The organism is Alcanivorax profundi (genome assembly GCF_003597125.1).
Classification (GTDB): domain Bacteria; phylum Pseudomonadota; class Gammaproteobacteria; order Pseudomonadales; family Alcanivoracaceae; genus Alcanivorax; species Alcanivorax profundi.
This window is the reverse complement of the sequence record NZ_QYYA01000001.1, coordinates 601,090-614,088: the sequence shown is the minus strand read 5'-3', so window position 1 is coordinate 614,088 and position 12,999 is coordinate 601,090. Positions and strand designations below refer to the sequence as shown.

General features: G+C 56.3%; 13 protein-coding genes. 4 read left to right on the top strand and 9 right to left on the bottom strand.

Annotated features, from left to right (window positions below; translation table 11 throughout):
• Window positions 1–28 precede the first annotated feature (28 nt).
• Both D4A39_RS02890 and D4A39_RS02885 read right to left on the bottom strand, forming a co-directional pair.
• Window positions 29–337 (bottom strand): antibiotic biosynthesis monooxygenase family protein, encoded by a 309-nt coding sequence (locus D4A39_RS02890; protein WP_022984232.1) that lies wholly within the window; start codon window positions 335–337, stop codon window positions 29–31.
• Entirely contained in the window at window positions 334–1,092 is a 759-nt protein-coding gene (locus D4A39_RS02885; protein WP_119917460.1) for a M90 family metallopeptidase, read from the bottom strand. Before D4A39_RS02885 ends, D4A39_RS02890 begins: the two co-directional genes overlap by 4 nt.
• Window positions 1,093–1,220: 128 nt before the next feature.
• On the opposite strand from D4A39_RS02885, the gene D4A39_RS02880 reads away from it, so the two are divergent.
• Both D4A39_RS02880 and D4A39_RS02875 read left to right on the top strand, forming a co-directional pair.
• On the top strand, window positions 1,221–2,171 hold the full coding sequence (locus D4A39_RS02880; RefSeq protein ID WP_022984230.1) for a DMT family transporter: 951 nt from the start codon (window positions 1,221–1,223) through the stop codon (window positions 2,169–2,171).
• 304 nt (window positions 2,172–2,475) lie between these two features.
• The gene (locus D4A39_RS02875; protein WP_233552392.1) at window positions 2,476–3,636 is read left to right on the top strand and encodes a tetratricopeptide repeat protein; all 1,161 of its coding nucleotides are present in this window, start codon (window positions 2,476–2,478) and stop codon (window positions 3,634–3,636) included.
• Here D4A39_RS02875 and D4A39_RS02870 read toward each other — a convergent pair.
• Window positions 3,613–3,879, bottom strand: a complete 267-nt coding sequence (locus tag D4A39_RS02870; protein ID WP_022984228.1) for an acyl-CoA-binding protein — start codon at window positions 3,877–3,879, stop codon at window positions 3,613–3,615. The two genes, D4A39_RS02875 and D4A39_RS02870, sit on opposite strands and share 24 nt — an antisense overlap.
• 134 nt (window positions 3,880–4,013) lie before the next feature.
• Here D4A39_RS02870 and D4A39_RS02865 point away from each other — a divergent pair, with 134 nt between their 5' ends.
• The gene (locus D4A39_RS02865; protein WP_022984227.1) at window positions 4,014–5,237 is read left to right on the top strand and encodes a GAF domain-containing protein; all 1,224 of its coding nucleotides are present in this window, start codon (window positions 4,014–4,016) and stop codon (window positions 5,235–5,237) included.
• Here the strand turns inward: D4A39_RS02865 and D4A39_RS02860 are convergent.
• A complete protein-coding gene (locus D4A39_RS02860; RefSeq protein WP_035481688.1) occupies window positions 5,229–5,864 on the bottom strand; it encodes a 1-acyl-sn-glycerol-3-phosphate acyltransferase in 636 nt (211 codons plus the stop codon). The two genes, D4A39_RS02865 and D4A39_RS02860, sit on opposite strands and share 9 nt — an antisense overlap.
• Window positions 5,861–6,649 (bottom strand): acyl-CoA thioesterase, encoded by a 789-nt coding sequence (locus D4A39_RS02855; protein WP_233552391.1) that lies wholly within the window; start codon window positions 6,647–6,649, stop codon window positions 5,861–5,863. The genes D4A39_RS02860 and D4A39_RS02855 overlap by 4 nt, the downstream gene beginning before the upstream one ends.
• A 246-nt stretch (window positions 6,650–6,895) precedes the next feature.
• Here D4A39_RS02855 and D4A39_RS02845 point away from each other — a divergent pair, with 246 nt between their 5' ends.
• On the top strand, window positions 6,896–8,935 hold the full coding sequence (locus tag D4A39_RS02845) for an LTA synthase family protein (RefSeq protein ID WP_119917458.1): 2,040 nt from the start codon (window positions 6,896–6,898) through the stop codon (window positions 8,933–8,935).
• A 55-nt stretch (window positions 8,936–8,990) separates the two neighbouring features.
• Here D4A39_RS02845 and D4A39_RS02840 read toward each other — a convergent pair whose 3' ends face one another.
• From D4A39_RS02840 to D4A39_RS02825, 4 genes are read right to left on the bottom strand one after another with little or no spacing between them, the layout of a single operon-like run.
• On the bottom strand, window positions 8,991–9,710 hold the full coding sequence (locus tag D4A39_RS02840; RefSeq protein ID WP_022984222.1) for a proteasome-type protease: 720 nt from the start codon (window positions 9,708–9,710) through the stop codon (window positions 8,991–8,993).
• 21 nt (window positions 9,711–9,731) lie between these two features.
• Window positions 9,732–10,529 carry a transglutaminase family protein gene (locus D4A39_RS02835; RefSeq protein WP_022984221.1) on the bottom strand — a complete coding sequence of 266 codons (798 nt, stop codon included), beginning with the start codon at window positions 10,527–10,529 and terminating at the stop codon, window positions 9,732–9,734.
• On the bottom strand, window positions 10,526–11,455 hold the full coding sequence (locus tag D4A39_RS02830) for an alpha-E domain-containing protein (RefSeq protein ID WP_102792045.1): 930 nt from the start codon (window positions 11,453–11,455) through the stop codon (window positions 10,526–10,528). Before D4A39_RS02830 ends, D4A39_RS02835 begins: the two co-directional genes overlap by 4 nt.
• Window positions 11,449–12,894, bottom strand: a complete 1,446-nt coding sequence (locus tag D4A39_RS02825) for a circularly permuted type 2 ATP-grasp protein (RefSeq protein ID WP_022984219.1) — start codon at window positions 12,892–12,894, stop codon at window positions 11,449–11,451. The genes D4A39_RS02830 and D4A39_RS02825 overlap by 7 nt, the downstream gene beginning before the upstream one ends.
• Window positions 12,895–12,999 lie beyond the last annotated feature (105 nt).

Genomic DNA, 12,999 nt, shown 5'->3' with positions numbered 1-12,999 from the left:
CCTTAGCGGTGGCTGACCAGGTCGCGGCTCAGTCTGGCAACACCTGCCACTCCGGGTCTTCGTATTCTCCGATCACCTTCACCTCAACGACCTCGGCATGCCTGGCGAGAATCGCTTTGACCTTGTCACTGCGGCTGTCATCCTTGGCATCGCGATAAGCCTTGCTCTGCCAGTGCGCCACCGCCAACACGGTATCCTCACAACCTATCTTGCGATGCAGAAAAGTGCCTTTCGCCCCGGCAGACTGTTGAATGATTTCACTGGCTTCCACCCAGCCACGAGCGTATTCCTCAACGCTGAACCCCGGCTTCATGGTGACTTCAAAGATGTACTTCATGGGCGCTCTCCCTGTCGGTAGAACTGTGCCAACAAACGGTACAAGGCTGGCCAGTCCCGGTACAGGCTGTCCGGTGACTCAAAGAAGGCCTCGCTGCACACGGCGAAGAACTCACCAGGCCCGGTAAGCGCATAGGCATCGACAGGCATGTGGCGCTGTGTCACATAGTCCCGGTGAAGAGCCTCATAACAGCGTGTGAAGGTGTCATGCCATTGACGTTGGTCCATCCCCGGGTGCAGGGGCGGGGAGCCATTGGCGCCGTTGCGGCGCATGTCCAGCTTGTGGGACATTTCATGAATTACCACGTTACTTGCACCCCCCGCCTCGCAAACGGCTTCCCACGACAGGATGACCGGCCCCTGATGCCAGGCCTCGCCGGACAACACCGGCCCACGGCCATGCACCACGCCATCGTCAGTGCGATGCGGACGATTGGGAATAAAAGCCCCTTCGTAAAGAATCACCGTATACCAACCGTCATACCACTCAAGGCCCAGCTTGAGAATGGGCACACAGGCCATGGTAGCCACCTTCAGACACATGGCATCGGTCACAGCGAACCCACCACCACTGGCTACGCTCTTGCGCGCCAGGAACCGCAGGGAAAGGGTCATCAGGGCCTGTCGCTCAGCCCCCTGATAACGGGCCTGCAGCGGCCAGTCGGCAATCGCCGCTTCCCAATCCTCGGCCGTGAATCCCATGCGGCGCACCCTGCGGGCATCCCGCCGCTCACGCCAGCCACGTAACCAGCTCATCCAGCAACTCCCCTCGATGCTCTCGATGATGACCCATTCGACCATAACCATGGCGTAGATTACGGCGTGGGAAAAGTTCGCCTATGCTAACATCGCCTCCCCTCTTGTCTCGTCGTGGAATCACATCGGTGCCCCTGCAAAACGCACACAAAGCCGACCTGCTGTTGTTGATTGTGACCCTGCTCGCGGCCATCAGCTGGATGTTCTCCAAGGAAGCAGTGCTCAGCATGCCGCCGCTCTTGTTCATGGCTGTCCGATTCCTGCTTGCCTCCGCAATTCTCAGCCTGGTGGCCTGGCCACAACTAAGGCTTTTGAGCAAGGCTCAACTGCTCCGCTGCATCCGTGTGGGGCTGGTTTTTGGGATCGCCATGAGCTGCTGGGTAATGGGGTTGGCGGTGGGAAGCCATGTAGGTGAAGGTGCTTTTCTGACCAGCCTGGGCGTCGTGCTGGTGCCTATTATCGGTCGCCTGCTCTTTGCCGAACCTGTCCCCACCAGTACCTGGCTTGCATTGCCTGTGGCGGTGGCCGGGCTTGCCATGCTGTCACTGCAACATGGGCTCAATCCGCAACCTGGGCAGCTGTTCTTTGTGGCCGCGGCCACCATCTTCGCTCTGTACTTCAATCTCAATACCCGGGCAGCCAATACCATTGCCGTCACCGGGCGCAATGGCCAGACCCACGAACAGGCAAGAATACCCGCATTGGTATTAACCTCTGTGGTTTTGGCTGTGGTAGGAGGGGTAACCGGCGCGCTTTCAGCGGTGTTCGAACCCTGGCGGACGACCTGGCAACAAGTGACCCCCATGCTACTGGTCTGGGTGATCCTGAGCGCTACCGTCGGGACAGCAGTACGCTTTCTGGTACAAACATATGCACAAAGTCTCTCTCTGCAAAGTCACGCGGTCGTGATTATGGTACTGGAGCCGGTGTGGACAGCCCTGATTGCCGCTGCCTGGTTTGACGAAACCATGAACCCGACACAACTTGCAGGCTGTGTACTGATTTTCATTTCTCTATTGGTCAACCGCCATCGTTTCGTACGAGACCTGCTGAAGTCACTCATCAAGCCAATTTCCTAGTACGGCTTGCCCTGCACAGTCCCGCTTCATGGAATTACCCAAGACCGGACAATGCCGGCGCTCGCCTGGTTCAGCGCAGGGATAACCGGGAGGATGAAATCGACAGGATGCCCAAAATTGTGCAGTGTCCTGTGATGCAGTTCCTGCCCTGCGACGGCTGATAGCGCACCATAATGGACAAACTCAGAGACAGGCTTTCTCTGCCCGCAACGATTGCGAGCCGATGAGCGCAGGATCAAATAACGCTAATAATGTAGATCTGCTGATGATGATTTATATGGACAAATCCGCCCCCAGGCTCGTAATGGCAGTCCTTTTGGCCCTGTCCACCCAGGTTCAGGCCGCTACTTGCGTGTCGGAACACCCGCAGACTGGTGTGGCATTGGCGCAGTCTGACCGTTCAGTGATCGCCCTCCTCGACAGCCGTGCCGATGCCTCACAAGTTTCACCACTGATTCACTACAACCAGCAAAGCAACAGCATCAATAAACCGATTCTTGGCAACTATGCCCGCCTGCGGTTAGCGGCCATGGCGCTGCGTGATGGCGATACCGCTTTTGCTCGCACCCAACTCAGTCAGATCGAGCAAAACAGCCCCGCTGCCGTGGACGCAGCACTTCTTCTCGCAGAGAGTTATCGCCGGGACGGTAATGAAGAACAGGCCCGCGCCTGGTTACTGCGCACCGCAGCGCGCTTTCCAGGGAATCCCAGAGCAGTATCCGGACTGGTTTTGGCTGGTGATGACTGGCGCAACCAGGGTGCCTACGCCCAGGCTCTACCCCTCTATAACCTGGCACTGAACAAAGCTGCAGAAAACCTGAAGGCCCTCAACGAGCTGGAGGCCAACCCCGACCGGCTATACCGGACAATGACCAATACGGTCGCGGGCAACAGCACAACCGTTATGGACCAGTTGGTATTGGCTATGGTCCGGGATGAACAAAGCCAGGTGCTTCCCGCGACCCGCAAACTGATGGCAGCCAATGAGCGGATACGCTGCCTGAGAGAAGAAGAAACATCGCTGAACAATGCCATTCAGCATGCCACCGCCCGGGACTTGTCCAACGGCGCCTTTCGAACTGCGGCCAACATGGAAAAAACGGCAACAGAACAAGAAATAGAAGATCTGAAACGCATTATTGCCAATGCGCCCAATGCCATCGAGCTCCAGCAACAACTGGCAGAAGCCCAAGACCGGCTGAACCGCCTCAATAACCGGCTCGACCAACTGGGAGGCACCGCCCTGCCTGCACAACTTGAGGCACGAAAAGCGGCCATGGAATCCCGTAAAGCCAAACTCAACCAGGATCTTAAAACAGCGCGCCATCAAGTGCGCATTGCGCTCACTGAAGAACTCCCCGCAATGAAGCGCTATTACCGGAATCTTGCGGGAGAGGCACAGCTGGGCAAAGCCCAGCTGTTACAGAGCAAGAAAACCGCCTCAACCCTTGTGGGATTCAAGTAGGCTTTCAACCTTGGTTATGTACTTCTGCCGGGCATCATCAGAAGACATACCCTTCAGTTTAGCCCAGGCGTCATACTTTGCTCGGCCAACCATGTCGAGCATCCCCGGGCGTTTACCAGAAACGTCCCCGGCGCTTCCCTGCTTGTAATGAGAGTAAAGAAACAGCAAGTCATCATTGGAAGGCTTACGCTCCAGCGTTTTTACATCTTTCTGGGCTTGTTCAAAACGGGCAGTATCGGTCATGTTTGTTCCTGTTCATTCGTTGACGATAGGTACCATCGGTAGACAATAACCGCTTATCCTGTCACAGGAAATACTACCGGGAATCATTGCTACACTCTCTGGCACAGACAGCACATAACAACAACAGGATCCCCATGGCTACAGACATGTCCGATGCGCTGACCGAGCAACAGGTAAACACTCTACGCCAGTCGCTTAACACCACCATGGTGAACTTCGATCCAGCGCGGGAAAAACACTACCTGGCGTATGCCTATCGTCGTGCGCGCGTGCTGATCCACCAGTCCGTTTACTTGCTTACGGGCATCTACCTGTTAGTCGTGTTGCCAGTGATGGTCCTGATCCGCTCTGAAGAAATGACGCTATGGCGAAATTTTGGGGTTTATCCCATCGCCCTGGCGCTCATGGGTTTGTGGGCATCGACTCGACTTTCCTGGCTCAAGCCACTGGCTGTCGCCATCATGTATCTGTCACTGGGGCTGTCGATCAGTGGGGCACTGTTGGGCGCGATTTATCTAAATGGATCTTTCGCAGGACAAATCGCCGCTTTTGAAACCATCTATCTTCTCATTATCGGTTTTTCGATTCTGCGGCTGCCACCCCGGCAAACCCTGATTACCTGTCTGGTTGCGCTTGCCATAGCCTTGTTGGGCAGCCTGGCACTTCACGTTTCCCTGCCGCTGTTACCAATGATGCTGTTCTTCGCAATCCCGTTGATTATCTGTACCGTCAACGGCTACATCCTTGATGTCGGTGCGCGCCGAAACTTTGCGAATCACCTGCTGTTGGACAATGAATCACGCCAACTGCGCCTGTGGCGTGAACAAGTGGAAAGAGACACCTATCGGCAGCAGCAACTGAATCACTTTATGGAAAAGATTGCAGGGAATCTAACATCTGCAGAACTGCTTCAAAAAGTGCTCGGGTACCTGGTAGACCAGATCAACGCAAAGGCAGGAGCGGCCTATATTCTGGAAGAGGAGCGGCTGATCAGGCACGCCAGCTGGGGGCTTAGTGCCCAAGCGGAAGAGCGCAAAAACCTGCAAAGAGACGAATCCCTGCTTGGCGCCGCATTACAGCAAAAAATCCCCCTCCAGCAACACAGTGTTCCTGAGGGGTACCTGGATCTAGAGGTTGGAGAAGGAAAACGCGTGCCAGGCGCAGTATTACTATGGCCACTGCATCAGGGGGAGCAACCATTGGGGATCATCGAAGTGGCGAGTAGCCACAGCTTTGAGGAAAGCGACATGGCATTGCTGAACGAACTCCACCGCCCACTGGCTTTTGCCCTTCAATCCGCGCAGCGGCGTGAAGAGTTCCTGCAGCGCATGCAGGAGAAACAAAGCCGCTCAGGGTAATGGCGTTTTGTCATTGAATGGCCGGGATATTCGCTCAGGATGCCGGGGCACGACATCCACCAGCATCTCCACCATGCTCGCCAGATCACGCTCCATATCGCCGCTCGGTTGTACCGTACCGACAATGCGGACTTGTTTGCGGCGGTAGCAGAAGCCTAGCACTACGATCGGCGCATCCAGTGCTTCAGCAATGCGATAAAACCCGGTTTTCCACCGCTCCGCCCCTTTGCGGGTGCCTTCCGGAGCAATCCCCAACCAGCATGGTGCTTGTTGTATGACCGCTACGGTCTGCTCTACCAGATCAGTGGCACTCTCCCGATTGACAGGGATACCACCCAGCCAATACATCAGCTTGCCAAGTCGGCCTTCAAACAGGGTGTGCTTGCCCATAAAGCGCACATGCACACGCAAAGACTGGATCGCACTCAGCCCAATGAGGCCATCGATATTAGAGGTATGAGGCGCCACAGCCAGGACCGCTGTGTCCACATTGGGCAGAATTCCCACAATTCGCCAGCCCATTAACCGCAGGATCAACTGCCCCAGCCTCGCCAACAACCAGTGGCCTCGTCTGGGCACTTGTGGCCCGAGTCTCTTCTGCGTGACTGCTGGCAATTCCTGTTTCATGCAAATACCGTAAAGGTCTGACGGCTCAGCGCCACCGGATTTCCATCACCATCCCAGATGGTCGCGCGGCTTTGTCCGTAACCATCGCTACACTGGTCCGTATGCACCTGATATTGCCACAGGGTATCGGCGGAACGAGTTGCCGGATCGTCAAGCAGCTCCATCGTCCAAGTCAATGAACTCGCGGGTGCAGGCCCCTTGAGCATGGGTAATACCGAGGGGGGCCAGGTATCCACCAGCGCGATCAGTGCTGCCGTGGTCATTACAGATGGCGCCGTTTTGAAGCCCATATAGCCGGCAAAGTCCGGGGCCTGACTGCCGCTGAATGGCGGCATACCCTTCGCATAGCGGATATCAAAGTGGTCCAGAAAGTCCGGCGTGAGTCCCTTGATGAACGGCAATCTCATGCTCTTCTCCGGTCCAGGCATAGAGGGTGCCGCAGGACCGGCAACGGCCACAGCCGAGTCCCGGGCAGCCCCCAGGCTCACCAGCATGGTCGAAACCACCTGATCATCCTGGCTCGCGGATACCAATGCCTGCATCACAGACTTGCCCTCTCTGAGGACCTCGCTACGCAGTGACACCGGCCCTGGCGCCGCCGGCGCAACAAATGACAGAGAGAAACTGCGCAAGGGGCGCCCCCCGGCAACGCTCTTGACCAGATGTTCGAAAAGCACCGCGCCGACCAGGCCACCAAACAAAGCCCGGCCCTGTCCCCAGCCTTCAGGCAGGATGCCATTGCCGTTGCCGTCCACCGTGGCCAGAATCTCATCAAAGGTCATCATGCTTCTCCTGCAGCTATGGCGATCGCCAAAGTTATTAAGGCGCTCTTTGATAGCATCGGTCCAACGGCAGGAAAAGGCGAAATCGGGACAAACCACCGGTGATACACGACATTCCGAGCAATGTTGATCAAATTAACACCGCACCTGACCAATAATCCATGCGCGAGGTCCCTCATCCCGGTAGCATAGTCGCCTGTTTTGCGTTCATCGTTGGCCTCACTTTCGGCCTGCAACCTGGAGTTACCCATGAGCTGGATGAAGTCCCGCCGTCTTCACTATCTGTTGGCGATTACCGCCCTGTTTTTCGGGCTGATGGTCACATTGCGTGCCATTTTTCATTTCGGTTTTTCTGAGGTTTCAGGCAATCCGGACTACACCAGCTCCACGGTGTGGAATGCCTGGGGCATTGGCTTGCGCTTCGATTTACGGTTGGCACTGCTGATGATGCTGCCTCTTGCAGCTCTGGCCTGGTTCCCTCGTTTTAATCTACTAACCAGTGCAGCCATGCGTTTCGTGGCACACACCTACCTCTTGCTTGCCCTGCTGCTGCTAGTGCTCACCCATTTTCTGGATATGGGTCACTACGCCTATCTAGGGGTCAGGTTGAATGTCACCGCTCTACGCTTTCTGCAAGACACTGCCATCTCTACCCAAATGGTCTGGGAAAGCTACCCCGTTGTCTGGATCACGCTGGCCTGGTTTGCCCTTACCGGGCTAACCTTTTGGGTGGCATTGATACTGGAACGCAAGCTACTGCAGCGCCCCGCCACCCGCATCGGCAAAGGACAGATCGCTATCGGTTTTGTGATCTGCTTTATACTGTTTTTCTTCGCCATCCTTGGGCGAGTCAGCAACATTAACTTTGCCAATCCGATACCGCTTCGCTGGAGCGAAGCCTTCCTGAGCGGCGATAAAGCACTCGGCGCCCTTGGCCTGAATCCCGTACTGTATTTCTACGATACTACCCTGATCCCGGCGTCTCCCTATGACAAGGAAACGGTAACACGCTACTACCCTCTGATCGCGGAATACCTGGGGATTGATCCGGCTCAACGTAAGGACCTCAACTTTGACCGGCGAGTAGAGATCCAGCCTCACAAGCTGGATACCTCACAGCCTCCCAATGTGGTTTTTGTCATGCTCGAATCACTTGGCGCCAGTCGGGTGGGAGCTTACGGTACTCCTTTTGACCCAACCCCCAATCTGGACAGCATTGCCGAACAAGGCTGGTTCTTCCCCAACTTCTATGTTCCCGTCACCGGCACGGCCAAGACAATCTGGGCAACCTTTACCGGTATCCCCGATGTGGCGCCGACTGAAAGCGCCAGCCGTAACCCGCTTATCAGTCATCAGCGCATGGTTCTCAATGGCTTCAAGGGCTACCGGAAATTCTATTTTGTGGGCGGGAATGCCAGCTGGGCCAATATCAATGGGCTGGTTCAACAGAGCATCGATGGGCTCGAACTGTACGAGGAAGGCGACTGGAAAGCACCCAATGTGGATGTCTGGGGAATCTCCGATCTGGAACTGTTCCGCGAGTCGCATGAAATTCTTGATGCAGTCCCTTCAGATCAGCCGTTTTTTGCATTTATCCAAACCGCCGGCAACCATCGCCCGTTTACGATTCCCGCCAACAATGGGGATTTTGAGCGCCGTGATGTCGCCGAAGACAAGCTGGCCGCCAATGGTTTCCGCAGCAATGCCCAATACAACGCCGTTCGCCTGCTGGATTACAACATTGGCGAATATATGAAAATGGCACGTACCAGCGACTATTTTGACAACACACTTTTCGTATTTTTTGGTGACCATAACAATCGCATTACGACACTACCTCACATGGTGCCAGCCATGGAAAAGCTGGGGCTGGAAAGTAACCATGTCCCGCACATGATCTATGCTCCCAAGCTCCTTGAACCACGAGTCATCGATGACGTTGTCGGTCTGGTGGATGTAATGCCCACGGTGGCCGGCCTCGCCGGGCTGGAATACCACAACACCACCCTGGGCCGTGATTTCCAGATCCCGGCAGCTGAGGGTGAGCGCGCCAGCTTCCTGGTACTCCAGGAAGGCCCGCAACCGGTGTACGGTGCCATTACCAAAGACTGGTTTGTGCGCATGAATCACGACGGCAGCAATGCCACCCTGCACAAGCTGGATGAGGAAGATCCCTTCAAGGATTACGCCGAACAGCAGCCGGAAATCTTCCAGCAATTGTTTGAGCTGGCACGGGGCCAGTATGAAACCGCACGCTATATGTTCTACGACAATGTAGACGACAAGTAGCGCCATGATGCCAGAACGAGCCCTGTTTATATTCAGGGCTCGCGTTGCCTCGCCGCTACCACTCCATGTCCGGCAGCTTGGCAAAAGCCTCTCTCAGGCCCTGAGACCAGGCGTCGCCCAGACTGCGGAAACTGTCATTGTCACTGGTCACATCATGGTGGCGACCACCGCCAAAACTGTCGCGCTCGTAGATCAATACATCCAGCGGCAGGCCTACTGACAGGTTGGAACGGATGGTGGAATCCAGACTGATCAGGGCGCATTTGGCTCCCTGTTTCAGTGGCAGGTCGTACTGCACTACCCGATCAAGAATCGGCTTGCCGTATTTGTTTTCGCCAATCTGAAAATACGGGGTGTCGGGAGTGCACTCGATAAAGTTTCCTTCCGGGTACACAAGAAACAGACGCGGTTGCTCCCCGCGAATCTGGCCACCAACAATGAAGCTGCTGCCAAAATCCACCGTGCCCTGATTCAGTCCGGCATCACGTTTGAGAACCTCACGACTGGTGCTACCCACAAGGGTGGCGACATCGTACATTGAGGACACTCCAAACAGGTGCTTCCTGTCACTGTTCAAACGCATCTGTAACAAGCTGACGACACTTTGCGTCGTGGCCAGATTTCCCGCTGACAGAATCACGATCAGTCGCTCATCATCGACTCGGAATTTATGCAACTTGCGGTAAGTGGCAATCTGGTCCACCCCCGCATTGGTGCGCGAGTCCGCTGCGAAAACCAGCCCGTCCTGCAACGCCATCGCCACACAATAGGTCATCTCTGTTTTCCCTGAAGTGCCTTACTGATTGTCCCCGGGCCCAAGTTCGCTCACTTGCGCCACTGCCTGCAAGGACTCGGCCCCGCCGCCAAAGCGTACGCCACGGACAGGACAAGCGTCCATATAATCCATGCCCACCGCCAGCTTGAGATGATGACGCGGGCGGCGAGTCTGGTTGGTCACATCAAAGGTGTGCCAGCTATCGTCCTGCCAGACCTCTGCCCAGGCATGGCTGGCCACATGGGACGAGTCCTGGCTATACAGGTAGCCACTGACATAACGGGCGGGCATCCCCAGCGCCCGGCAACACGCCAGAAACACATGAGTGTGATCCTGACAGACACCCTTGCCGACCCGGTACGCCGCACTGGCACTGCTAGCGACATCGGTTGCCCCCGGGGTAAAGGGCATGGCCGTCAGGATCGTCTCACTCAGGTTCTCCAGCTTGCGTCCCATGTTGTCTCCCGGCAAATCAGAGGCCAGTGCCCGCAGCGCCTCATCCGGCTCCGTCAGCGTGGTGTAACGGGTGAATACCAGGGGAGAGAGTCGGTGATCGGCGTCTTCGCCGTCTTCATCGGTGATCTCCACTTCGCCTTTCACCGTCAAGGCGATTTCCTGATGGGGGCGATCCAGCGTCAGCACATGGAGAATGTTGTTGTACCCGTCCGACGCTCGCTCGGCAGATTCCGGCAAGGCCATCTGCCAATTCAGAATGCGCTGACGCGACGAGGGCCTGGGAGTCAGCCGCAAATACTGGGTGCTATGCTGCACCAGCTCAGAATAACGGTATTCGGTACGGTGATTGATAGACAGTTTCATACCAGCTCCAGATATTCGCTCTGAATGGTGTCCGCCAGTTCATTGATGCGGCGCAGAAAGTCAGTCAGGTAATCGTGCAAACCAATATCGACAATATGATCCAGATCGCCATATTGCAGGCGGGCAAGCTGTACCGCGGCCAACCGCTTGGACTGCAATCCGGCGTCCCCTTCAATCCCGGGCAACAGGTCACACAGCTCCTGCAAGCAGGACAGCAAGGATCTCGGCACCTCCGGGCTCAGGATCAACAGCTCGGCAACCCGTTCGGCATTGATGGTTTCGCTGTACATTTCACGAAAGGCCTCATAGGCCCCCACGGAACGCAGTAGCGCATGCCAGCGGTAATAATCCACTGTGGCATTGGAATCCTCCTGCCCTTCACGATGCTTCACATCGAGAATCCTTGCGGTGTTATCCGCCCGCTCGATGAAGGTCCCCAAACGCAAGAATCGAAAGGTATCGCTTCGCATCAGAGTGCCGTAGGTGGCACCCCGAAACAGATGCGAACGGTTTTTGACCCACTCGAAAAACGCGGTTTCACCGTAGGCCTGCAACCCCATGTGGCGTATCTCTTGCAGCTCCAGCCAGGTGCTGTTGACGCTTTCCCACATCTCGGCAGTAATCTTGCCGCGTACCGCATGGGCGCCTGCACGGGCCAGCCGGAAACACGAGTAGATACTGGCCGGGCTATCCGCATCCAGCGTAAAGAAGTGCAGTATGTTGCCGATGCTCACCCTGCCGTAACGGGCACCGTAGTGATCCAGGGTCCCGGTGATTGCCAACGGCGCGGCGATCTCCTTCTGGGTATCGACGGCATAACGAATCAGCGACAGGTTCCAGACCACATCCAGCATCCGGGCAGTGTTCTCCGCCCGTTCAAAATAACGTGACAGCCAGTACAGGTCCGATGCGGTACGGCTCAGCATGATGACGCCTCCCCGTCTTCCAGCACCCAGGTATCCTTGGTGCCGCCCCCCTGGGACGAGTTCACCACCAGCGACCCTTCTCTCATGGCCACCCTTGTTAGCCCACCGGGAACCACCCGGGTGTCATGGCCGCTGAGCACAAAAGGACGCAAGTCGATATGTCGGGGGGCAATGCCCTGCTCGACAAAAATCGGACAGGTCGACAACGACAGCGTTGGTTGGGCGATGTAATTATCCGGGTCGGCTAACAGCCGCTGTCGGAACTGTTCGATTTCTGCCTGGCTCGCCGCCGGGCCCACCAGCATGCCGTAGCCCCCGGCACCATGGACTTCCTTGACCACCAGTTCCGGCAAACGCGCAAGGACCTCCTTGAGCTCCGCTTCGCGGCGGCATTGCCAGGTCGGCACATTGGCAAGAATGGGCTCCTCATCCAGATAGAAACGCACCATGTCCGGCACATAGGGGTAAATGGATTTGTCGTCCCCCACGCCGGTGCCCACGGCATTGGCCAACACCACATTCCCTTCACGATAGACCGACAATAGCCCGGGCACCCCGAGCATGGAGTCCGCACGAAAAGCCAGTGGATCCAGAAACGCATCATCAATACGCCGGTAAATCACATCTACCCGCTGTGGCCCGGCGGTGGTGCGCATATACACATAACCGTCCTTCACAAACAGGTCGGCCCCTTCCACCAACTCGATCCCCATTTGCTGGGCCAGAAAGGCATGCTCGAAATAGGCACTGTTAAAGCGGCCGGGAGTGAGTAGCACTACCGTGGGATGGCTGTGGACAGCGCTCTGCTGCAGGGTCTCCAGCAACAAGGTCGGATAGTGCTCTACCGGCGCCACGGTCTGCTGCGCAAACAGCTCAGGGAACAGGCGCATCATCATGCGCCGGTTTTCAATCATGTAGCTCACCCCGGACGGGGTGCGCAGATTATCCTCAAGCACATACCAGGTACCCGCATCATCACGAATCAGGTCTACCCCGCTGATCTGGGAGTACACTTGATTGGGTAGATCCACATCCTGCATGCATGGCTGGTACTGGGCATTGCCAAAGATCTGTTCGGCAGGAATCCGCCCGGCCTTGATAATGTTCTGGTCGTGATAGATATCGTGCAGAAACAGGTTAAGCGCCTGCACGCGCTGAATAACGCCCTTTTCCAGCTGCAGCCACTCCGCGCCTGGAATAATGCGTGGCAAGGTATCGAAGGGAATCAGGCGTTCGGTGCCACTGTCTTCACCGTAGACATTGAAGGTAATCCCCACCCGGTGAAACTGCAGTTCTGCCTCTTTGCGCTTTCGCTGTAGTACCTGTCGGTCCTGTTGCAACAGCCAGTCGTGGTAGCCGGTATAGTGTGGACGCACCTCACTGCCCGAGCCGATCATCTCATCAAAGCCGGTCACCGCCGGCAAACCTAATGACTGCATGGCGCTTTCCTTGTCCCGAGGCTCGCATTACGCATCCTCTAAGCCAGAATAGAGCAAGTCCCATGCCAAATTGATTGCACTCATGGCCCCTTTCAGGCTGCGGTT